This window comes from Calothrix sp. NIES-3974 (genome assembly GCF_002368395.1).
GTDB lineage: Bacteria > Cyanobacteriota > Cyanobacteriia > Cyanobacteriales > Nostocaceae > NIES-3974.
Map to the genome: position 1 here is coordinate 4,118,874 of NZ_AP018254.1, position 24,017 is coordinate 4,142,890.

A 24,017-nucleotide genomic window follows, 5' to 3' on the forward strand; every position below is an offset into this window, starting at 1 on the left:
CTACATTCCCGTGAATCCCCAAGAATTACTACTATTACTAATATCCGTATTATCTAGTGTCAGTGGACAATTGCTTCTGAAAATTGGCGCTGGTAAACTTGGTCAAGTCAATATCAGTAACCCTAGCAAACAAATTATTGGTATTATCACCACACCAGAATTAATCCTGGGTTTGGGATTTTATGGTGTCGGTGCGATCGCCTACATACTACTACTAACCCGCGTCAAATTGAGTGTAGCAGGCCCAGCTGCCTCCCTAGTATACGTGTTCTCTGTATTATTTGGTCATTTTATTTTTAAAGAAACCGTACCTTGGCTGCAATTAGTTGGTTTAGGTCTAATTGTCAGTGGGGTGATTCTCGTAGTCTCCCAAAAGTAATACCAATTTGAACAATTATGCCGCCAGATGTCCATGTAAAAAGCTTATACAGCGAATATTTCCCCATCAAAGATCCAAAATTCCCTATTTGTTGCCTGTGTCACACCATTTCACCCAAATTTTGATACATTTTTTTCCCTTGTTTCCCCTACTCCCCTAAATGTATCAACTCTGAAGTCAAACAGTATTACCTCCATGCTGAAATCTCTGCGGTCAATAATTTTTCCTCCCCTCATAATTTGGTTCCTGAGTCGATTACTCATTGTTCTTGTCGCCATGATCATTGTGCCGATTGCCGCTCAGAACCAAACTGTAGCCCAGTTAATCCTACCAGGGATTTCTATCCCCATTGATCCCCCCTACGATCAATATGGTTGGTGGGATCGGTTTTTTGCTTGGGATAGTATTTGGTATTACCGAATTGTTCATTCTGGGTACGAGTATGCCGATGATACTCGCCAGCATTCCGTAGCTTTTTTCCCTTTATATCCCCTACTGACCTGGTTAGGAATGCGCATCGGTTTTTCTTTTCCGATTGCCGCTCTGTTGGTGAATAATCTAGCGTTTCTGGCTGCCCTAATTGTCCTCTACCACTGGGTACAAGAGCGTTACAACTCCAAAATTGCTTGGTGGGCGATCGCATTTATGGCTTGGTGTCCCTACTCACTTTATTGTACCGTAATTTACACCGAGGGTTTATTTTTACTCTTGACAACAGCCAGCCTTCGGGCTTTTGACCGTTGCAATTACATCGCCACGGCTATTTTTGGTAGTCTTGCCACTGCTACCCGTATCACTGGTGTCGCCTTGATTCCCGCAATGTTCATTACTTCCTTCCGACAAAAACGTCCCCCCAAGGCTTACCTCGCAGCTATTTTCACAGGTATGGGTTTAGTTACTTATTGTATTTATCAATACATACTTTTTCGTGAACCCCTGGCTTTTCTCCGTGCCCAGAGAGGGTGGCGCACATCCGCAGGCTTTGCCTGGCAAGGATGGCGATTCATGTTTCAACAAGTGTTTCTTGGTGTCGATAATCTCGCCTCTGGTAATCTGCAAAACATTGTCCACCCATTGTTAATGCTGATAATTTTTTTTGCTTGTATCCTGTTATGGTGTATACGTTCACGTATAAATAGTCATCTTCTGACCTATACCTTTGCTGTCATCTGGATGGTAACGTGGGTTCTCACCCGCAACCCATTTCCAGGTAGCATCTTTACCCGTGACCCATCAGTCAAACTGACTTTGATTTTTGGGGGTTTAATTGTTTTGCTGATTACCCGTCCTCGTTTACCAATGATTGCTTTTGCCTACGCGATGTTTTCCTATGCAATAATTCTGAATACCGGATTAACCGCATCCGTGGAACGTTATGTCTACGGTATTGCCACTATTCCCGTGGCTTTCTCCCTGTTGTTAGTACGCACACCCAGGGGAGGATACTTTGTTCTCGGCTTTTGCGGCTTACTATTAACAATTTTTACTGTCCAATTCGCTCTTAATCAATGGCTGGCATAATTTAAGATAACCCTAAACCAATGTGTTCCCATCCGGTATTTCACCTAGGGAGGATAATTCTGCCAATAAAAGTTAGCCAAATACTGGAAATATTTTGATTTACGAGCTAAATTTTATTTAGGGAGTCAGGAAGATTGGCTATTTAAGTATATTCACTGTAATATTTATTGCTATTCATGTAATATTAATAAACCATGTACAAATCAAATATGAGGATAAGGTTATATTAATATTACTGTATTAGTATTAATCATAACTAGAAGCAAGCCAATTTTCAATTACAGCTAGAAAACATTTATATTTTCTTCCAAAGATTAAAATGTAGCCTGGCAGTAAAATATACCTTGTCAAGATTGAGACTAAAGCTTAAGATTCTACAGGAGTAAATTATTCGCTCTCACCGGGCAAAAATGAGCTTAGTGTTTTATGCCACCATAGAATAGCTGAACTCGACAGGAGCGAAGCATTTTCTCATTGTTGGTATAGAGAAATAAATATATCAAGTTAACTAAAGTTCAACTTCCCAATTTTAAATAGACTGCATCTTGGCTTTCCCTAATTGAAAACAATATTTTCAGTCGAGGAAAATGGTTTTCCCCGATTATGAGTTTTTCATCCGACTAGCCTATATCCCGGATTTCTCACAAACATCTAAGACTTTCAGGGAGTAGTAGACAAATCAACCGATTACTCAATGCTTGTCACTCACTCGTGGGAAACACAGAACATGTACTGCTTATATCAGAAAGAAACTATGGAAGTAGTTTTTACTTGCTCACTACTCCCTATAAACTACGGTAAGCTGCTACACATCTACAACTACTCACTTTGAAGTTAGAGCTTGCTCTATTGTTCAAATGATGGAGTCAAATTGATCGCTCAAAATTAATTCCAGCGACTATCTAATTTTTATAACTATAATTTTTTCCCCATATCAATTGTGCTGGGGAATCAGATAATGAGTAAATTTCTATTTGATAGATAAAGGGAGGCTATAATTTTGACTCTCAAGTTTTGGATGAAGAGTGACGGTAATTCATTAAATCAAGTCAATCCAAATTTTTATGCATTAATGATTACAAATAATAAGTATTCATTGGTCATAAGTATTGGTCAGGAAAAATACTGATACTAATCAAACAATATTAATCAATATCTAGATTTTGAGATTTTTATTTCTAGACAGCGAAGGAGCTGATGAAGTGAACGCGAAAGGAATGTTGAGATTACCAAAACATATTTGGTTTTGTCTAATCGCTGGGGTCGCTTTGATTGTCTCAGTTACAGTGGGTATGATGCTACCCCTGCAACCAGAGGCTTTAAATAATCACATAGAATCAGGAGCGATCGCAGGTAATTTAGTTGCAAGCGCGAATCTGAGTCAGCGCGTCACCGAGTTCCAAGGGCAAATGTTTGACAGTTGGCAGCAACAGGCATCAGCAAAGGGAGTGTATCAGCAAATACCTAAACGCTACCAGGGTCAAACATTAAGCGATGTCAAACCAAATCCTCGCGATAAAATTATAGCTTTAACTTTTGACGACGGTCCTTGGCCTAAATATACGGAGCAGATATTAGATATATTAAAGGCAAATAATATCAAGGGTACGTTTTTCGTGATTGGCAGAAACATGAAAAATTTCCCCGATATTGGCAAACGGATTGTTGCCGAAGGTCACACCATTGCCAATCACACCTGGCATCATTGGTATCATCGCATGAGTCCTAAAGCTGCTGCCTACGAAATTGATGCCACTGAAGAAATTATATATCAAGTTACAGGGGTGCGAACCAATTTATTTCGTCCACCGGGTGGTATTTTAGGAAATGGCCCGGCTGCCTATGCCCGTAGTAAAAACTACTCAGTAATTATGTGGTCAGCCGATTCCCATGATTACAAGCGTCCTCCTGCGGAAAGGTTAATTAGTAACGTCATGCGAAATTCCAAACCAGGTGGTATTGTATTGATGCATGATGGTGGGGGTGTACGTGATAGTACGGTGAAGGCTTTACCCTCAATGATTAAGCAGTTCCGTGATTCTGGTTATCGTTTTGTGACTATGCCAGAAATGTTGGCGCTAGAAGATAAACAATTGCAAACAATCGCCAAAAAATAAAGTTATTAGGGATTTTCAAGGGAAATCAAAACCTGCGCTTCTCACAAGGGAGTGATAAGCCTTGAGTAGTGGGTTGATTTTCCTGCTACTTCCTACTCTCATCACGGACTACTTACTGAAAGTTTGAGGAATTTGTGAGAAATCCGGGAAAAGTCTTTGATTTATCTGGTGGGTGAAATGGTCTGCAACCCACCATTTTTAATTTTTCATTGAGCAAATTTATTGGTGTTTTCTAACTGATACCAATTTGAAAAAATGTGACAAATAAAAATACGAAACCCAAACTATATATATATTTCCCTAGGAAATCACAGGGATTGTAGTGTTTAAAATCCGTCGAATTCACGTCATTTTACCTAATTTTACCTATTACCCGTAAGATGTAAGTTAACGTGAGTTCGATGATATAAAGCCTGAAACTCTTGTCCAGTATCATTCGTAGGAAGTTTTTAAAAACCTCCTAGTATGTTGAGAATAAAATCATTAAACCTGGAATCAGTCAGTTATTAACTTTGTTCTCAACTAATGGGATGAGGTTGCTTTAAACCTTAACTTTCAAAATCATTGATTCACAGAGATTGTAGCGTTTACAATCCGTCAAATTCACGTTAAGTTAGGAGTGAAGTAATAATTTTGGCCAAGTTGTGATCGCATTTTTAGTCTTGCTTGTTTTCACTGGATTCAGTCGGGTAATATCGAAAGATTTAGGTGATGGAGACTACCCCATCACCCACTCTCAATGTGGTTTTGGGTAGGAATGAGTAGGTAGGTGCAATTAGACATAAAACCACGATGTAACCAATCATTCGGCGTAGAGACGCGATATATCGCGTCTCTTTAGCCTGAAATAAAAAGCCGGATTTTTCTCAAAATTTATACTGAATTTGCTCGCATCCAGGTATAAAATATCTTTTTTTTAATCCCACTCTTTCTCAGACTAGTTTCTTCTCCCTTCGCCCTTGATCAAACAGCCGTTAAAGCTGGAGCAAACTCTGGATTTGCTTCCGGTTCGTTAGCTTCCGATGGGGGAACAATTTGCCAGAATTTTGGTAGATATTCTTGCCAACGACTGAGAATCATCGCTGCTTTTGCTGACCCTGTTCGCTGTAGGTGGGTTTGAATCAATTCATATAATTGCTTCTCACCCGCAGTTGTGATCACCCGTTGAATTTTGACATTTTCGGGGTTAACAAACTCAGCAAAATTACCAACCTCATCCAGGAAATATCCCAATCCTCCGGTCATACCCGCAGCAACATTTCGTCCAACTTTCCCCAGAACGACAATGACACCACCTGTCATGTACTCACAGCAATGGTCTCCTGCTCCTTCAATTACAGCCGTTCCTTTGGAGTTACGCACTGCAAACCGTTCCCCAGCAAGTCCATTGGCAAACAAATAACCACCCGTCGCACCATATAAACAGGTATTACCGATAATCACGTTCTCAGCCGCATTATAACCAGCATCCGCAGGTGGTTTAATAATAATTTCTCCCCCATTCATCCCCTTCCCAACATAATCGTTGGCTTCTCCAGTCAAGGTCAAAATCATTCCTGGTAGGTTAAATGCACCAAAGCTTTGACCAACACTTCCAGTAAAATTGAGGTGAATTTGTCCGGCAAAACCATCATCACCATACAGAGAAGCAATTTGTCCAGCCAAACGGGTGGCAACGGTACGGTCAGTATTCACCACATTAATGTGTTTTGTCACCACTCCCTGGGTAGAAATCGCCTGCTGCACATCCAAATCCATCAGAATTTGGTCGTCCAAAACGTCACCGTTGCTATGCACCGATTCATGAACCAACCAACTCCGGTCTGTTGTGGTATCGGGTAATTTCAGCAAACAATCTAGATTCAAACTTTGGGTTTTGGTCAGTCGTGCGTCCTTGCGCATTGTCAACAAATCTGCACGTCCAATCACTTCATCGAGGGAACGATATCCCAAATGGGCTAACAAACTGCGTACTTCCTCAGCCACAAATAGGAAGAAATTCACCACATGTTCGGGAATTCCGGTAAACCGTTTCCGTAATTCCTCCTTCTGGGAAGCAACTCCCACTGGACAGTTATTGGTGTGGCAAATCCGTGCCATAATACAGCCTTCAGCAATCATGGCGATGGAGCCAAAACCGAATTCCTCCGCACCGAGCAAAGCTCCCATCAACACATCCCAACCGGTTTTTAGACCACCATCCACACGCAAAATCACGCGATCGCGCAGTTGGTTCTGCATTAATACTCGGTGAACTTCGCTTAATCCCAATTCCCACGGAGAACCAGCATGTTTAATTGATGACAAGGGTGAGGCCCCCGTACCGCCATCGTGACCGGAGATTTGAATAATATCGGCGTTGGCTTTGGCGACTCCTGCCGCGATTGTACCGATACCGATTTCAGCAACTAATTTTACCGATACCTGGGCATGGGGATTAATTTGGTGCAGGTCAAAAATTAACTGGGCCAGGTCTTCAATGGAGTAAATATCGTGGTGCGGTGGAGGAGAAATCAGAGTCACCCCTGTTTTCGAGCGTCGCAACATGGCGATGTAGGGGCTGACTTTTTTCCCTGGTAGTTGTCCCCCTTCCCCCGGTTTTGCTCCCTGGGCAATTTTAATCTCGATTTGTTTGGCACTCATCAGGTACTCTGGAGTCACACCAAATCGACCGGAGGCTACCTGTTTAATGGCACTTGAAGCAATATCACCATTGCGCAACCCCCGGAGGTGGGGGAATGTGGGAGAATGACCCGAATCATCCACGTCAGCCAAAACCCCATAACGTACCGGGTCTTCCCCTCCTTCGCCAGAGTTGGATTTACCACCAATCCGATTCATGGCGATCGCTAGGGTTTCGTGAGCTTCCCGAGATAAGGCTCCTAAAGACATTCCCCCGGTACAAAAGCGTTTGACAATATCGCTGACCGGTTCTACCTCCTCCAAGGGAATTGGTTGGCGATCGCTCTGGAAGTCGAGTAAATCCCGCAGCGCAGTCACAGGACGCTCCTGGAGGTATTTTTTATAGGTTTGGTAGTGGTTATAATCTTTACCATCCACCGCCTTGTGTAAAGCTTTAGCTAATTCGGGGCTGTTCATGTGGTATTCCCCACCGGGTCGGTACTGGATGAATCCCAAATTTTCTAATTTCTTCAGGCTAAGTTCAGGGAAAGCTTTGGCATGGAAAGATAAAACTTCCTGGGCTAAATCACGAATCGACAATCCACCAATCCGCGAAGTTGTACCCCGAAAGCCCAATGCCAGTAAATCACCCCCAATCCCAATGGCTTCAAAAATCTGTGCCGCTTGGTAACTGGCCAACAGGGAAATCCCCATCTTCGAGAGTATTTTTAATAACCCTGCGGCTACAGCTTTCCGGTAATTTTCCACCGCTTGCGCTTGGGTAAGGACGGGAATTTTCCCCCGTTCCATAAACTGTTGGGTTTTTGGATCTACCCACCAATCCCGCACCGTTGCCAATGCCATGTAAGGACAAACCGCATCACCACCGTAACCAATCAAACAGGCAAAATGGTGAGTACTCCAACATTGGGCCGTATTCACCACTAGGGACGCTTTCATCCGTAAACCTTGCTGAATCAGGTAATGGTGAACTGCTCCCACCGCCAACAGGGGAGGTATGTAGGTATGGTCAGCATCAATACCCGCTCCTACCCCATCCTTAGCTGCATCACTGAGGATGAGAATATCCGCACCTTGGCGTACAGCCTCAGCAGCTTTGAGTTGCAAAGCCTCCACAGCCTTCCCTAACCCCTCCGGACCAGAGGCGATCGCAAACCAAGTTGGTAATTCAACGGTTGTAAAGGAGGATTTTTTAATTGCTTCTAGCTCCCCTTCTGTCAACACGGGAGAATCTAACTTTAACCTTCGTGCATATTCCGGTTTCGGATCGAGTAAATTACCCCGTCCCCCCAATTCCACCTTCAAGGACATCACCAAACTTTCCCGCAACGGATCAATCGCTGGGTTTGTCACCTGGGCAAATCGCTGCTTAAAGTAGTCATACAACAAATGGGGCTTTTCAGACAATACGGCCAAGGGAATATCATCACCCATACAAAATGTCGGCTCTTTCCCATCCTGTGCCATTGCCTGGATAATCATTTCCACATCTTCGCTGGTATATCCAAAGGCAACTTGCTGACGCAATAGCACTTGTCGGTCAATGGTCGGTGGCTCCCCATTCAAACTACCACCCGTTCCATTCCCATTACCATTCCCATTGCCACCATGACCAGAAAGGGAGTATAAATCCTGACGATACTGTTTTAACCAATCTCCGTAGGGACGCTCCTGGGCAATGCGTTGTTTAATTTGCCAATTTTTCAGGATTTCCTGGGATTCCAAATCCACAGCAATCATCTGTCCCGGTCCAAGTCGTCCTTTCTCAATAATCTCTGTTTCGGCAAACTCCACCACCCCCGCTTCGGAAGCGACGACAATATAATCATCACGCGTAATACAATATCTGGCAGGTCTTAACCCATTCCGATCCAGGGTCGCTCCCACACTACGACCATCACTAAATACTAGTAGTGCCGGACCATCCCAAGCTTCCTGTAAGCCACTGTAATACTCGTAAAAATCAACAATTTCTGGATACTTCTGCAACTCCGGTTGATTCTGATAGGCTTCCGGAACCATAATCATCAAAGCCTCTAAGGGACTCCGACCGGAACGCACTAACACCTCAAACACATTATCCAAAGTCGCCGAATCACTATTATCTAACTGGACAAAGGGCTTTAATTCTTCAAACCGACCTTGCCAAATTGGATTATCCAGTTCTGCTTCCCGAGCCATCATCCAATTAATATTCCCCAATAGGGTGTTAATCTCCCCATTGTGACCTAATAACCGCATCGGTTGAGCCAAGGGCCATTTCGGTAAAGTATTGGTACTGAAACGTCGATGATAAACTGCAAAGGCACTGGTAAATAAAGGATTTTGTAAATCCTGATAAAACTCCCCTAGAACCGAGGAACGCACCATCCCTTTGTAAATAATTGTCCGACTCGATAGGGAAGCTACATAAAAATCCTCAGAAATCTCTTTAGTGGCTTTGACTAAACGACGACGTAAAATATATAACTGCCGCTCTAACTCGTCGCCACACCTATCATCTACTGCCAATATAACCTGCTCAATCTGCGGCAAATTTTCCCGTGCCTGTATTCCCAATACATCTGGACAAGTGGGAACTACTCGCCATCCCAAAACCCTAATTTGCTCCTGTGCTGCAACCTGTTCCAACTTCTCCCTCAACACAGCAGCCACCGACTCCTCTGGGGGTAAAAATAACATCCCCACAGCCAAATTTGCCGTAGAGACAAAATTTATACTTTTATCTGCAAACTCAGCTTGGAACAACTGCCAGGGAATAGCGGTCATAATCCCTGCACCATCGCCAGAATCCCGATCCGCACTACAACCACCCCTGTGTTCTAAACAACCCAAGGCTACTAAAGCTTTGCGGACAATATCGTGGTTAGCAACATTGCGACGATGGGCAATAAACCCAACCCCACAAGCATCCCGCTCTTCTACCAACCAACGCGGTCCAGTGTAGATATCCCCAGCCGAATTTTCCCAATTTGTCATTTTTTTCGATTGATTCATTGATATGTTTTCCATAGATTATCCCTGACACCTAAAAGTTAAGTTTTTATTCGGTAAATTTCATCCCTAAAAGTTGTTTATGAATTCCCAATTTCCGTTTTATTGAGTCGTTCAAGTAACAGAAACCACTATCGAGAATAGTTTTTTCTGTTGAGCCTGTGTTCAGATCATACCGTTGTTTCTTACGGTTTATGCGGGGTTGAATTTAGTACTTTGCGTCTAAGAGGTACTTGATTAATATACTCAATAATTTACTGACTAAGTTATAACTAACAATTTACAAAAGGGTGACGACAGATGTTCATGTTAAAAGCTTATACAGCAAATACTTCACAATCCAAAATCCAACTTAGGTTATTCAGTTCCTAACTCGATGGATAGAGACGAGGATACCCCAGGTAGTCACTATTACACACCTGTAAGTTCGGACTTAGGTTTGGTTGTGGAAATATCCTAGCTGAAACTGTCTCAAATTCAGCAACAAAACTAGCCTATGATACTTAGTGCTTGTTTGACAATCACCAACTAAATTCTGATGTTGCGGTCTTGGATAGTCGATAACAAGTACCCTTACCTGCACGACTACGATTTGTACTCGCAGTTCTACACATGCAATAAATCGAGATACTCAATGCCTACACTAGAGTTCTTCTCAGAGTAAACCTTTAATAAATCTACTAACCGATGACACCAACACACCTCTAGGCGATTCAAGTGAGAAAATACGTATTTATTTGACAAGAGACAACAGTCCATATTTACATTATCACGTTTGTACTGATAAAAATATCATCGTTTGTTGATTTTTGGGAAACATCCCTAGGGAGTAATGAAATCTGTAACATCAACCATTGTATTCAGGTCAGGGAGTAGTGAATAGGGAGTGGGGAGTAGCCGACATGTAATGCTTACGCCAGAATCGATGAAAGTAGTTTTTCCTACTCACCACTCCCCACAGCCTACGGAAAGCTGCTTGTGGGTCTACACTTTCAAGTCAGTCCCCATGTTGTTTGGACAAAACCAAACAAGAAAATAGCTTATTTCCACTCCCTACTCCCTATTTACAAACAAAGGTGGGAGCAATGATATCTGTAACATCAACACTGAGATTAAGTCGATCCAAACTAATTCTAATTACGTCCAACTATTAGTAGCAAGTAAATTAAACAAATGGGACTATTTACGCATTATTACTTAAGAAAAATCGCCACCGGATTTTCACAGGAGCCACCAAATAATCCAAGCAAATTTTGCCAATCTGATTTTCTCAAAAGAGGTTTTGGGGCAATATTTTTAACAATATTCATCGGTAATAGCATAAATAGTATCGCTAGTGCCCAAACCCCACCACCTCCAGTCCAAACATCACCATCACCCCAAATAATTATTAACGGTCGTCCCCATCAAGGAGCTTGGTTTGTCAGTAACTCCCGAAATCAAAGACCACGCATACACCTTAGCGATGGGGTCTTAAACCAACTATTTGGAGCTGATTTATTAAGCACATCCGTACCAACAAGACAACCAATCCAATGGTTCTCTGCTCCTACAAACTTAACAGGTGTAATCAGAAACGGCTATCGCTACCTGGATATTACCCCCCTTGCTCAACGCTGGGGATGGCAAATTCAGACTGTAGGCAATACCATCACCATTAATACCCCACCATCCCAAATTCAAAATCTGACAAGCATTGGTAACTCCCAACCAGGAACAGCCCCCCAACAGGTAATTATATCCCTGAGTCGTCCTACCCCTTGGCAATTGCGACAGGAAGCACCTCGGCAAATTCAGGGAGACCCGGACGAGGTATCCAAACCAGTCACCCCACCCAACCGGGATTGGACAATTACCCTCGATGGGATTGCCGATGCCGAAATTTTACGACGTTACGCACCACCTCCGCCAATTCCTACTCCACCGATTCCCCCCATTCCCCCCCTACCCAATCTTCTCAAACAACTTTCACCCACCCCACCAGCAGCAGAACCCCTGATGCAAGCAGTTGAAGTAGTCAACAATCAAACCCTGATTCGTTTGAGCGTTCCCTTTGGTTTTGTTCCGCGAATTTCCACCACCGCAACCACCAACCCCACCATGCGGGTGGAAATTGTGGCTGACGCGCTGGTAAATCGGCAAATCGCTTGGGCTAGTGGTATCACTTGGCGACAACAAATGGTAAACTTAGGGTCAGACAGATTTCCCGTCAATTGGCTGGAAATTAACCCCCGACTGAGCCAAATTCGTATACGGCCAATTCTGACAAACAGTAATTCTCAACAAGGAACAGCTCCCCTAGTGGAAATTGCCCGAAACGCAGGAGTGGTAGCAGCAATTAACGGTGGATACTTCAATCGCAACAACCGTTTACCCTTGGGAGCAATTCGTAGCAATAGCCAATGGTTATCTGGTCCCATTTTAAATCGGGGTGCGATCGCCTGGAATGATTCTGGTCAATTTTATTTTGGCCGTCTGACCTTGAATGAAAAATTACTCGTAGGTACAAATCCCCCCATTCCCATCCTCCACCTCAATAGCGGTTACGTGCAAGCAGGAGTTTCCCGTTACACATCAGCCTGGGGAAACACCTACACAACCATGACCAACAACGAAACCATCCTCACCGTCGAAAATAACCGAATCACCAAAAGAACCGACGTTCCCACCCTTGGTCAACAAAGCGAACCCATACCCCAAAACGGATACTTACTCGTATTGCGAGGAAATGCCAATACTATTGCCAATACTCTAGTACCCAATACACCAGTTCGCCTGCAATCAGCTACCCTACCCAGCGAATTTAGCCGCTATCCCCACATTATCAGTGCCGGTCCCTTGTTGTTAGAAAATCGCCAGATTGTGCTGGACGGGGAAGGTGAAAAATTTAGCCCCGCATTTATCGCTCAGAGGGCTGTACGGAGTGCTATTTGTACAACCAATAACGGCAATATCCTTATTGCAGCAGTTCACAACCGGGCTGCGGGTGCTGGGCCAACTTTACAGGAACACGCTCAATTAATGCAGAGTATGGGATGCGTAAATGCCCTGAATTTAGACGGGGGTAGTTCAACTAGTTTATACCTAGGTGGGAGGCTGGTAGACCGTTCTGGAAATACCGCAGCTCGCGTGCATAATGGTATCGGTATTTTCCTGCGGTAAAACAACCCGACAATGCGGTAGAGACGACCCGACGGGTCGTCTCCATCAAATTTTAAAGCAGACACCAAATATAAATTAATTTTATGAAGAGTTCGTGTAGAAATAGGTAATCTCATCAAAGTATAAACCACGAACTCAAATCATTTTGCTATGTTTACCAAAGGGTGACGAAATTGCTAATTTTTACGGTTGCGAAATAGACGTATATTTTTCCATCAATTGTATGGGTAAGGCATATTTTTTGGAATTTTAATTACAATTTGGCACTGAGGTAAACATGGCTCAAGAAACAGCAAAAGTCGAAGCATTGGCAATTGCGACTCCCCGGGGAGTTGCTGCAACGGAATTGCGTCCCTGGGGTTCCTTCACGGTTCTGGAAGAAGGACGTGGTTATAAAATTAAGCGGATTGAAGTTAAACCTGGTCATCGCTTGAGTTTACAAATGCACCACCACCGCAGTGAACATTGGATTGTTGTTTCCGGTACAGCAAAAGTGGTTTGTGGTGAAAAAGAAATTTTGATTGGTACTAATGAATCAACCTATGTCCCCCAATGTACACCGCACCGTTTAGAAAATCCGGGGGTGATTCCTTTGATTTTAATTGAAGTTCAAAATGGAGAATACTTGGGCGAAGATGATATTGTCCGCTACCAAGATGATTATGCGCGCATTGAAACTACAAAAAAATAGTATAGAAATTCTGTTTAATTTTTGAATTTATCTGTTGGGATTAGGGAGATGTGCTGCGTACACCAGAACTAATGCAAGTAAAATTGTTCTACTCCCCACTCCCGACTCACTTTCCCGTCAGAAAACCAACTGCTAAAGCTGAATCTAAATTGCGTCTTTAGCTCACAACTATCACCGACAATTCGCAACAATCATCAATACCTTGCTTCAAATCGTCACCCTGTCGCATGTATATTGCAGATGGGGTTTTTATTTAGAAAATAATTATGAGTATTGTCCATCTGAGTGCGAGTGCGATCGCAGAAATTAAACGGATGCAAGCCAAGCAAAATTTACCTCATTCCTGGTTCCACATCGCTGTTAAACCCGGTGGTTGCTCTGGTTTGTATTACGAATTATCCCTAGTCCCACCATCGGAGCAAGTAGATGAAAAACTAATTCTCCTCGATTGTCAAGGAATTAAAGTGATTATAGATGCACAATCCTGTGATTATGTCAATAATTTAGGGATTGATTATTCTGAAGACCTGATGGGGGGAGGCTTTCGCTTTGAAAACCAGCAGGCGATCGCCACCTGTGGATGTGGCAACTCCTTCGCAGTCGATGTAGATAAATCTGAAAAAATAATCAAAGTTTGACATAATCCCCTGGTAAAAGATATAATTGGGATTTGTTAAAACTTAGACAAGAGCAGCTTTTTGACGTGCTGTAACCCATGCCAACAATCCAGCAATTAATCAGAAACGAACGCGAAATTGCGCGTCAGAAAACAAAATCGCCCGCCCTGAAACAATGTCCCCAGCGTCGCGGTGTCTGCACCCGCGTGTACACAACCACGCCCAAAAAACCTAACTCAGCATTACGAAAAGTGGCACGGGTTCGTCTCACCTCCGGATTTGAGGTGACTGCATACATTCCCGGTATTGGCCACAACCTCCAGGAACACTCAGTGGTGATGATTCGCGGTGGTCGGGTCAAAGACTTACCCGGTGTGCGATACCATATTGTTCGCGGTACTCTTGACACAGCCGGAGTTAAAGACCGCAAGCAAGGGCGTTCCAAATACGGAACCAAGCGTCCGAAACAAAGTTAACCAAATGGCTATACAGTGAATAACTAACTATTGTTAATTTGGTTAGATTCAAGCACAAATATATGGCAGCAGAACAATTCAGGCGGTCTGAGTGAAGGATTTACACCTCCAATCGGTGTAAATCCCTTGGATTTCTTGTAGATTGTGTTTTGAATTATTTATTATTGTTGTGTTTGCAAAGATTGGGATTTTTCCCAAATCAATTTTTTGGTCAAAATCAAACGGAAGACTTGCTTCGGTGTAGTAAGTTTGCTCAACAAGCTGCCCAAAGAGCAATTTTCAAGTTATCGTTTTCCAGGTTTGGCGTTCGAGTTGGGCGTTTAGGGTATATAATAAATTCGCCTTGGATGTCGAGTCGCTAATTAACAAAAGAATTAAGCCGTTTTGTTGTCTTCATCAGCATCGCTGTCATTTTAAGTCAACCAAAATAGCTGTATTCAAGTTTGGATTCACACCATCAAGCCGAAAAGACTTGAATATTAACAGATTAGTTGTTTTCATTTCCGATTTGCTTTTATCCATAATTCAAAGGTAGTAGAAGGTAGTAGCTTACTATGTCTCGTCGTGGTGTAGTTAAAAGGCGGCCAGTGCCACCTGACTCTGTATACAACAGTCGCTTAGTTAGTATGATGATTCGGCGGATTATGCAGCACGGGAAAAAATCCCTCGCAGCGCGCATAGTCTACGATGCAATGAAGACCATCGAAGAAAGAACCGGTGCAGACCCCCTAGAAACATTTGAGCGTGCGGTGCGCAACGCCACTCCCCTAGTGGAAGTAAAAGCCCGTCGAGTTGGTGGTGCAACCTATCAAGTACCGATGGAAGTTCGTTCCGAACGGGGTACAACCTTAGCTTTGCGGTGGTTAACCCAATATTCCCGTCAACGTCCAGGTCGGACAATGGCTAGTCGTTTAGCCAATGAATTGATGGATGCAGCTAACGAGACCGGTAGTACAATTCGGAAACGCGAAGAAACCCACCGGATGGCAGAAGCAAACAAAGCATTTGCCCATTATCGCTACTAAAAAGCCTTGATATATCGCCTTGCTAGCAACTGCGGTATATCACTATATTTATCTTTTTATGCTCCATTGCGGTTTTCCCTAAAAGTATAAAATCTTAACAAAGTGTAATATACAAGATATCATGCTGCATTCTTGAGAATAGGAGGAACTTGTGGCACGGCAACACCCGCTAGAAAAAGTACGCAATATCGGTATTGCGGCGCATATAGATGCGGGCAAAACAACAACAACCGAACGCATATTATTTTACTCAGGGATAATTCATAAAATAGGTGAAGTCCATGAAGGTACGGCGGTGACTGACTGGATGGCCCAAGAACGGGAGCGGGGAATTACCATCACAGCAGCAGCAATTAGTACCAGTTGGCGAGGTCATCAAATTAATATTATTGATACACCGGGGCACGTAGATTTCACAATTGAAGTTGAGCGTTCCATGCGTGTCCTTGATGGTGTGATCACGGTTTTGTGTTCGGTTGGTGGTGTACAACCGCAAACAGAAACAGTTTGGCGGCAAGCAGACCGCTACCAAGTGCCGCGGATTGTCTTTGTCAATAAGATGGACAGAACCGGCGCAAACTTTTATCGAGTTTACGAACAAGTACGCGATCGCCTGCGTGCCAACGCAGTACCGATTCAGTTACCAATTGGTAGCGAAAATGAATTTCAAGGTATTGTGGATCTGGTGCGGATGCGAGCGAAAATCTATACCAATGACCAGGGGACGGATATCCAAGATGTGGAAATTCCCGACCACATGCAGGAATTGGCATTAGAGTACCGGACTAAACTCATCGAAGCGGTTTCCGAAACCAATGATGAGTTAATGGCAAAATATTTCGAGGGAGAAGAACTCACAGAAAGCGAGATTCAGTCCGCTTTGCGAACTGGCACAATCACAGGCAAAATAGTACCGATGTTGTGCGGTTCTGCCTTTAAAAACAAAGGTGTTCAATCTTTGCTCGATGCAGTTGTAGACTATTTACCTGCACCTCCAGACGTACCTGCCATCCAAGGGACTTTACCCAGTGGCGAAATCGTAGAGCGTCATGCCGACGACAACGAACCCTTAGCCGCCCTGGCCTTTAAGATTATGTCAGACCCCTACGGACGTTTGACATTTGTGCGCGTCTATTCGGGTGTTCTCACCAAAGGCAGTTATGTTTACAATGCCACTAAAGGCAAGAAAGAACGGGTTTCGCGCCTGGTGATCATGAAAGCAGACGACCGCCAAGACGTGGAGGAACTAAGGGCAGGCGATTTAGGGGCAGCTCTGGGGTTAAAGGATACCTTAACAGGTGATACCCTTTGTGATGAAAACTCACCCGTAATCCTAGAATCACTGTATGTCCCGGAACCAGTCATTTCGGTGGCGGTTGAGCCAAAAACCAAAAATGACATGGACAAGCTTTCTAAGGCATTGCAGGCGCTTTCGGAAGAAGATCCCACATTTCGTGTTACCGTTGACCAGGAAACCAACCAAACCGTCATCGCCGGGATGGGAGAGTTGCATCTGGAAATACTTGTAGACCGGATGTTGCGGGAATTCAAAGTCGAAGCAAACGTTGGTGCGCCTCAAGTTGCGTATCGCGAAACAATCCGCAAGAGTGTGACTCGGGTAGAAGGTAAGTTTATCCGTCAAAGCGGCGGTAAGGGGCAGTACGGTCACGTTGTGATTGATTTAGAGCCAGGAGAACCAGGAAGTGGCTTTGAATTTGTCTCCAAAATAGTCGGCGGTGCAGTACCGAAAGAGTACATAGGTCCTGCCGAAGCGGGGATGAAGGAAACCTGTGAATCCGGAGTTTTAGCCGGATATCCACTGATTGATATCAAAGCAACCCTAGTCGATGGTTCATATCACGATGTAGACTCTTCGGAAATGGCTTTTAAAATTGCGGGTTCAATGGCGCTCAAAGAAGCCGCAATGAAAGCAAACCCCGTCCTCTTAGAACCTATGATGAAAGTTGAAGTTGAGGTTCCCGAAAACTTCCTCGGTGATGTCATGGGTGATCTGAACTCCCGTCGAGGACAAATCGAAGGGATGGATTCAGATGATGGGATTGCAAAGGTGACAGCAAAAGTCCCCTTAGCAGAAATGTTTGGCTATGCCACAGACATTCGGTCAAAAACCCAAGGTCGCGGCATCTTCTCAATGGAGTTTAGCCACTACGATGAAGTACCTCGCAACGTAGCCGAGGCTATCATTGCAAAAAGCAAAGGGAACGCATAACTAGATAAAGGAAGCAAGTATTAATGGCACGCGCAAAGTTTGAACGTACTAAACCCCACGTTAACATTGGTACCATCGGTCACGTTGACCACGGTAAAACCACACTGACAGCAGCCATCACCATGACCCTATCGGCTTTAGGTCAAGCGGCTGCGAAAAAGTATGATGAAATCGACAACGCACCGGAGGAAAGAGCGCGGGGTATTACCATCAATACCGCCCACGTTGAGTACGAAACCGAGAGCCGTCACTATGCTCACGTAGATTGTCCAGGACACGCAGACTACGTAAAAAACATGATTACTGGTGCTGCGCAGATGGATGGAGCGATTTTGGTTTGCTCGGCTGCGGACGGTCCGATGCCACAAACTCGGGAACATATTTTGTTAGCCCGTCAGGTTGGTGTACCGAACTTGGTTGTCTTTTTGAACAAAGAAGACATGGTAGACGACGAAGAATTGCTCGAACTAGTTGAATTAGAGGTTCGGGAACTTTTGTCTAGCTATGACTTCCCTGGGGACGAAATTCCCATCGTCAGAGGTTCGGGTTTACAAGCATTAGAAACGATGATTGCTAATCCCAAAACCAAACGGGGTGAAAATAAGTGGGTAGATAAAATCTATGAATTGATGGATGCGGTTGATTCCTATATTCCCACACCCGAACGTGACGTGGATAAGCCGTTCTTGATGGCGGTTGAGGACGTATTCTCGATTACTGGTCGTGGTACTGTAGCTACCGGACGGATTGAGCGTGGAAAAGTGAAAATTGGTGACGTGGTCGAGATTGTCGGTCTTCGCGATACCCGCTCCACGACCGTGACCGGAATTGAGATGTTCAAGAAGAGTCTTGAGGAAGGGATGGCTGGAGATAACGCGGGATTACTGTTGCGTGGTATCCAGAAAACCGATATTGAGCGTGGTATGGTACTGGCTAAACCCGGTTCGATTACCCCCCACACCCAATTTGAAGGTGAGGTTTACGTGTTAACAGAGAAAGAAGGTGGTCGGAAAACACCTTTCTTCGCTGGTTATCGTCCCCAATTCTATGTACGTACCACCGATGTAACTGGTACGATTAAAGCATTTACCGCCGATGACGGCAGTGCGGCAGAAATGGTAATGCCTGGAGACCGGATTAAAGTGACAGTGGAACTAATTAGTCCAGTGGCAATCGAACAGGGGATGCGCTTCGCGATTCGTGAAGGTGGTCGGACGATTGGTGCTGGTGTGGTTTCTAAAATTGTGAAATAGCTGGAGACAACTATTTCCGATCAATCCACTATAGGGCAGAGATGGAAAGTACATCTCTGCTTCTTTCTCGGCAAATCTCAGTAAATTTTAGTTAAAATTCGAGACTTAGAATTAGCCGCGTTTGCCAGATATTTGCCGCAAATAGAGTGATAATTCTTAATCTCGAACTTTGATGCCCAGTTATAACGGAAAGAACCAGGAAAACTTCAGATGGCAACGCTACAACAGCAAAAAATTAGAATTCGTCTTCAAGCTTTTGACCGTCGTTTGTTAGATACTTCGTGTGAAAAGATTGTTGATACCGCAAATCGTACTAACGCCACAGCAATTGGTCCAATTCCTTTACCGACAAAACGGCGGATTTATTGCGTATTGCGATCGCCCCACGTTGATAAGGATTCCCGTGAGCATTTTGAAACTCGTACTCACCGTCGAATTATTGATATTTATCAACCTTCCTCAAAAACAATTGACGCACTGATGAAGTTAGATTTACCTTCTGGTGTGGATATTGAAGTTAAACTCTAAATTTTCAATCGGGTCTGCTGTAACAGTTTTGTAGCGGGGGTAGGGAACAGGGATTCGGTAGAGACGACTCGTCGGGTCGTTTCTACAGGGAATAGTTTTAACCCATCTATTCTACTTTTCACAAGACCCAAAAAATTACAAATACAAGGTTTTCAAGCCTGATATACCCATTGAGTGGGCACTTTTTCCGTCAAAATAACCTCAAATGCTCACAATACAATAGTTTGACTATTTTTCATAGTTTCACACCCCATTTCAACTAGCCCTTGATCGATAGATCCTGGGCTTTTGATTTTATTACCACTGAAAAATGATAGAATATAAATAATTCTACGGGCGAGAGTCATTCCAATTTGCAAACAGAATGCAAAAAATGGAAACATGAAACCTTGACCTAACAAGGGTTTCCCAATCCCAAATCCCAAATCCAACTTAGAGTATCAGGTTTTAAAAATTATTTTGGTTTATAAATATTAAATATTAAAACTCTCAACACAGACAACGGTGACAATGACATCATCTCCTAAAATTGCAGTGCGCGAACTACCTCTGTTCCCCCTACCAGACGTAGTTTTGTTTCCAACTCGACCTCTACCTCTACATATTTTCGAGTTTCGCTATCGCATCATGATGAATACAATCTTGAATAGCGATCGCCGATTTGGGGTTTTAATGGTCGATCCAGCAAAGGGTACCATCGCTAATGTGGGCTGTTGTGCGGAGGTGATTCACTACCAACGCCTCCGTGATGACCGCATGAAAATTTTAACCTTGGGTCAACAGCGTTTTCGGGTTCTGGAATATGTACGGGAAAAACCCTACCGAGTTGGTTTAGTTGAATGGATTGAAGATGAACCTACCCATGAAGACCTACGTCCCCTAGCTCAGGAGGTGGAACAGTTACTTAAGGATGTGGTGCGTCTGTCGGGTAAGTTAACGGAGCAAAATATCGAATTGCCTGAAGATATACCGAATTTACCAGTTGAGTTATCCTATTGGGTAGCAAGCAATCTCTACGGGGTCGCTTCCGAACAACAGGCTTTATTGGAATTACAAGATACTGCGGCCAGGTTAAATCGAGAAGCGGAGATTTTAACTTCTACTCGCAGTCATTTGGCAGCTCGAACGGTGTTAAAAGATACCTTTGAAAGTTATCGTTAAAAGTTAACTTTCTTTCCACCCAGGAACCAAGGGGAAGGTGACAGTATACTTTCCACAGTTAGTGATTCATATTTTTGGATACAAACTGTCAACAGTCAAAACCCAAGGGAAATATATTTAGTGTGCAAAGATATTTTATTCCACTTAACCATCAATCGATCAAATCACTGAATCTGCTGTGATTTTTATGACATCATAACTACCGAATAGCTTCAGCTTTTCCACTAGGGAGCGAAGTTGGGAGATAGCAGTTTGCACCTGGGGTTGATTCGCATCAGCTTCTAGATCAATAAAAAAAACATATTCACCCAGCGATCGCTTAGTGGGTCGCGATTCAATTCGACTCAAGTTAATTCCCATTTCGGCAAAGATTTGTAACGGCTTAACCAACGCACCGGGAACGTTGGCTGGAAAACTAAAGGCAAGGGAAGTATGGGTTGGAGTCAAGGACGATAATTGCTGATTAATGGGGTGGTCAGTTTGACTAATCACCCAAAAGCGAGTGCAGTTATCTGGTGTATCATTAATTGCCGATGCCAATATCGGTAAATTGTATAACTCTGCTGCTCGTTGAGAACAAATAGCCGCAGCATCGACTTCGGTGGGTAAGTATTGTAAGGCTGTGCTGTTTGAGTTGGTGGGAATCAATTGGGCATTAGGAAGGTGGGTTTCTAACCATTTTTGGCATTGGGCTAAAGCTTGAGGATGGGAATAAACTGTTTGAATTTTGTCTAGATTGGATGCACAGGAAATTAGCATATGCACAATCGGCATCACCAAGGCTTGACAAATATTGAGTCCATCTAGCTGCCACATCGTATCCATTGTCATTGTTACACTGCCTTCAATGGAATTTTCAGCTGGTACGACAGCTAATTGGGTTTGCTTTTCATTCACAGCTTTTAAAGACTGGGCAATACTGGGGTAGGGACATAAAGTTGCTGTTTCCCCCAGAGTTCCCCTTAGACTATTGGTATAGATTAATGTGGCCTGCTCTGAGTAGTTTCCCGGTGGACCTAAATGTGCAATTGAAAGGCTCATAATTTAGATATCTCACAAATTCCTAAAAAACAGCGAGTAGGGGGTAGGGAGTATAATCTACGACTTTCACTAGAAATGAAAGTAGTGTTTTCACTCCGGTCAATTTACTATCGCTCTAGACCACTCACTACTTACCTTCAAGGGAGAGAACATTAAGCTTAAGTTGTCACTCAATGTTCATAACTTATACCATCTTGGTTTTGAGATTGGGAACTCCTTGTTATTGATATTGAAGTTTTGTGTTTCCATCTATCGCATTCTTTTTTTCAAATTGGTATTATCCATGAGAAATGCTGGATAACTTAAAAGTAAAACTTATTACACAAGTAAAAATACTGAGATAATCATAGGGCTGATACAGTACCCAGTATTTATTTTGTAACCAAGGATAAATTCCTACTCAAAATTTACCAGATCACACACTGCAAATTGAAAATTCGTCTTTAATGGCGACGCGTAACTTTAGCCTTGGGTAATAACTATCATGACATACATATAAGTAACTTATTTAGCAATAATCATTAACTATAGTTACGATTGACTAGCTATTAATAGTATTTTGCTGTAGAAATACTTATATCGTCGTCAGAGAACAAAGGAAAAAATAATTTTTTACTCAAGAGTTATTCAAGAAGCAATAAAGTATAAATCTACTGTTGTGCATATTTACTAGCTGAATCACTCGGTTCCAAAAGAGCAGTCAAATGAACTCAATCTTCGGAATCAGCAAATTCTCGCACATTGATAGATATTTTCATAATTCACAAATATTATAATGGGGCTAAAAGGGATAATAATATAGGCATGACTACCAGATTCACAGCAAATCAGTCGGTAGAAATAACTGTTCCCGACGAGTCAATTTCGATTCAACATTACTTACGTCAACCATACCGATTAATTAATGCTCTAGCGGATATGAGTCGTGTCCAGCAAATATCAAGCGATGTATTTCGTTATAAAATGCGGGCATTAAATTTTATTTCGCTAAAAATTCAACCGATTGTGGATATGCGGGTTTGGGTGGAAAATTCAGGTGTGGTTCGGATTGAATCTACTGGGTGTGAAATTCTGGGTATAGAAGCTTTTAATCAAAGATTTGCCCTGCACTTGCAAGGATATTTAGCACCAGAGGAACTACATCAACAAACCCGACTGAGGGGGATGGCAAATTTAGAAGTTCACGTTGATTTACCGCCTTTATTTGCCTTAACTCCTCGTCCAATTTTGGAAGCAACAGGTCATAGTTTGCTTAAAAGTATTTTGTTGACAATTCAGCAGCGATTACGACATCAATTAATTGCAGACTATCGACAATGGGTGCGTTCTCAAGTTTCGACAACACCAAGTTTAATTTTGGGGGATGGACTGAAAAGTACAGATATGGGGATGATCGAAAATTAATTGAACAAATCCAGCTGCTGATATCCCTGACATGGGCTGAAGGATTTACGGTGTAAAATTGATGCACCGTATTCCTGTAGGGCTGCTAAATGCTTGGCACTACCATAACCTTTGTTACGTGCTAAATCGTACATTGGATATTTTACAGCTAAACGGAGGATAATTGCGTCCCGATATACTTTAGCAATAATACTCGCTGCGGCGATCGCCAGAGAACAACTATCTCCTTTAATAATTGTTTGTTGAGGGATGGATAGGTTGGGAATTAATTGGTTTCCATCCACCAACACCAGACTAGGCTTGACTTCTAGCTTTTCCACAGCCCGTTTCATTGCCACCAAAGATGCCTGTAAAATATTAATCCGATCAATTAACCTATTGGAAATCACCCCCACTTGGCAAGCGATCGCAACTCGACGGATTTGTGCGGCTAAACTCTGACGACGACGGGGGGAAAGTTTTTTGCTATCTTGAATTCCCTCTGCCATCAAATCGGGATATGCGATCGCTGGTAAAATAACTGCGGCGGCAACCACTGGTCCAAATAATGCCCCCCGACCAACTTCATCTACACCAGCGATCGCCTCCCTAGTATGGACATACTGACTAAATTCTAGCCACTCCTGGACAACTTTTTTTTCGGAATCGCCTACATGTACTTTTACGCCATAACCCATGAAAGTGTTTTTACCACTCCCTATTTACAAGCAAGACTATAGAGGATAATTGAATTGGGGAATTATCCCCAATTCCAGGTTTGACAATCAAATGATGC

General features: G+C 43.2%; 16 protein-coding genes. 13 read left to right on the forward strand and 3 right to left on the reverse strand.

Features of this window, described 5'->3' with window-relative positions:
* Window positions 1-10 precede the first annotated feature (10 nt).
* The 3 genes from CDC37_RS16610 to CDC37_RS16620 all read left to right on the forward strand — a co-directional run bounded on the left by CDC37_RS16610 (window position 11) and on the right by CDC37_RS16620 (window position 4,017).
* Window positions 11-379, forward strand: a complete 369-nt coding sequence (locus CDC37_RS16610) for an EamA family transporter (RefSeq protein ID WP_096623298.1) — start codon at window positions 11-13, stop codon at window positions 377-379.
* A gap of 195 nt (window positions 380-574) precedes the next feature.
* Window positions 575-1,900, forward strand: coding sequence for a hypothetical protein (locus tag CDC37_RS16615; RefSeq protein ID WP_231943091.1), 1,326 nt, complete (start codon window positions 575-577; stop codon window positions 1,898-1,900).
* Between the two features lie 1,217 nt (window positions 1,901-3,117).
* Window positions 3,118-4,017, forward strand: a complete 900-nt coding sequence (locus CDC37_RS16620) for a polysaccharide deacetylase family protein (RefSeq protein WP_096623300.1) — start codon at window positions 3,118-3,120, stop codon at window positions 4,015-4,017.
* A 963-nt stretch (window positions 4,018-4,980) separates the two neighbouring features.
* Here CDC37_RS16620 and CDC37_RS16625 read toward each other — a convergent pair.
* Entirely contained in the window at window positions 4,981-9,672 is a 4,692-nt protein-coding gene (locus CDC37_RS16625; RefSeq protein ID WP_096623302.1) for a glutamate synthase-related protein, read from the reverse strand.
* A 1,155-nt stretch (window positions 9,673-10,827) separates the two neighbouring features.
* Here CDC37_RS16625 and CDC37_RS16630 point away from each other — a divergent pair.
* The 9 genes from CDC37_RS16630 (at window position 10,828) to CDC37_RS16675 (ending at window position 20,797) form a co-directional block, all read left to right on the forward strand.
* Window positions 10,828-12,816 carry a phosphodiester glycosidase family protein gene (locus CDC37_RS16630; RefSeq protein WP_096623304.1) on the forward strand — a complete coding sequence of 663 codons (1,989 nt, stop codon included), beginning with the start codon at window positions 10,828-10,830 and terminating at the stop codon, window positions 12,814-12,816.
* 277 nt (window positions 12,817-13,093) lie between these two features.
* A complete protein-coding gene (locus tag CDC37_RS16635; protein WP_096623306.1) occupies window positions 13,094-13,507 on the forward strand; it encodes a phosphomannose isomerase type II C-terminal cupin domain in 414 nt (137 codons plus the stop codon).
* 266 nt (window positions 13,508-13,773) lie between these two features.
* Window positions 13,774-14,145: a HesB/IscA family protein gene (locus CDC37_RS16640; RefSeq protein ID WP_096623308.1), complete on the forward strand. Its 372-nt coding sequence runs from the start codon at window positions 13,774-13,776 to the stop codon at window positions 14,143-14,145.
* 77 nt (window positions 14,146-14,222) lie between these two features.
* Window positions 14,223-14,600 carry a 30S ribosomal protein S12 gene (gene rpsL, locus CDC37_RS16645; protein ID WP_096623310.1) on the forward strand — a complete coding sequence of 126 codons (378 nt, stop codon included), beginning with the start codon at window positions 14,223-14,225 and terminating at the stop codon, window positions 14,598-14,600.
* Window positions 14,601-15,154: 554 nt separating this feature from the next.
* Window positions 15,155-15,625, forward strand: coding sequence for a 30S ribosomal protein S7 (gene rpsG / locus CDC37_RS16650; RefSeq protein WP_096623312.1), 471 nt, complete (start codon window positions 15,155-15,157; stop codon window positions 15,623-15,625).
* Between the two features lie 151 nt (window positions 15,626-15,776).
* Window positions 15,777-17,855 (forward strand): elongation factor G, encoded by a 2,079-nt coding sequence (gene fusA / locus CDC37_RS16655; protein ID WP_096623314.1) that lies wholly within the window; start codon window positions 15,777-15,779, stop codon window positions 17,853-17,855.
* Window positions 17,856-17,878: 23 nt separating this feature from the next.
* Window positions 17,879-19,108, forward strand: coding sequence for an elongation factor Tu (gene tuf, locus CDC37_RS16660; protein WP_096623316.1), 1,230 nt, complete (start codon window positions 17,879-17,881; stop codon window positions 19,106-19,108).
* Window positions 19,109-19,318: 210 nt separating this feature from the next.
* On the forward strand, window positions 19,319-19,636 hold the full coding sequence (gene rpsJ, locus CDC37_RS16665) for a 30S ribosomal protein S10 (protein ID WP_008232935.1): 318 nt from the start codon (window positions 19,319-19,321) through the stop codon (window positions 19,634-19,636).
* Between the two features lie 510 nt (window positions 19,637-20,146).
* The gene (locus tag CDC37_RS16675) at window positions 20,147-20,797 is read left to right on the forward strand and encodes an LON peptidase substrate-binding domain-containing protein (protein ID WP_096623320.1); all 651 of its coding nucleotides are present in this window, start codon (window positions 20,147-20,149) and stop codon (window positions 20,795-20,797) included.
* 159 nt (window positions 20,798-20,956) lie between these two features.
* On the opposite strand, the gene pheA is transcribed toward CDC37_RS16675, so the two are convergent.
* Window positions 20,957-21,838: a prephenate dehydratase gene (gene pheA / locus CDC37_RS16680; RefSeq protein ID WP_096623322.1), complete on the reverse strand. Its 882-nt coding sequence runs from the start codon at window positions 21,836-21,838 to the stop codon at window positions 20,957-20,959.
* Window positions 21,839-22,642: 804 nt separating this feature from the next.
* On the opposite strand from pheA, the gene CDC37_RS16685 reads away from it, so the two are divergent.
* Window positions 22,643-23,242, forward strand: a complete 600-nt coding sequence (locus CDC37_RS16685) for a DUF1997 domain-containing protein (RefSeq protein WP_096623324.1) — start codon at window positions 22,643-22,645, stop codon at window positions 23,240-23,242.
* On the opposite strand, the gene CDC37_RS16690 is transcribed toward CDC37_RS16685, so the two are convergent.
* Entirely contained in the window at window positions 23,239-23,919 is a 681-nt protein-coding gene (locus tag CDC37_RS16690; protein WP_096623328.1) for a ribonuclease HII, read from the reverse strand. The two genes, CDC37_RS16685 and CDC37_RS16690, sit on opposite strands and share 4 nt — an antisense overlap.
* Window positions 23,920-24,017: the final 98 nt, after the last annotated feature.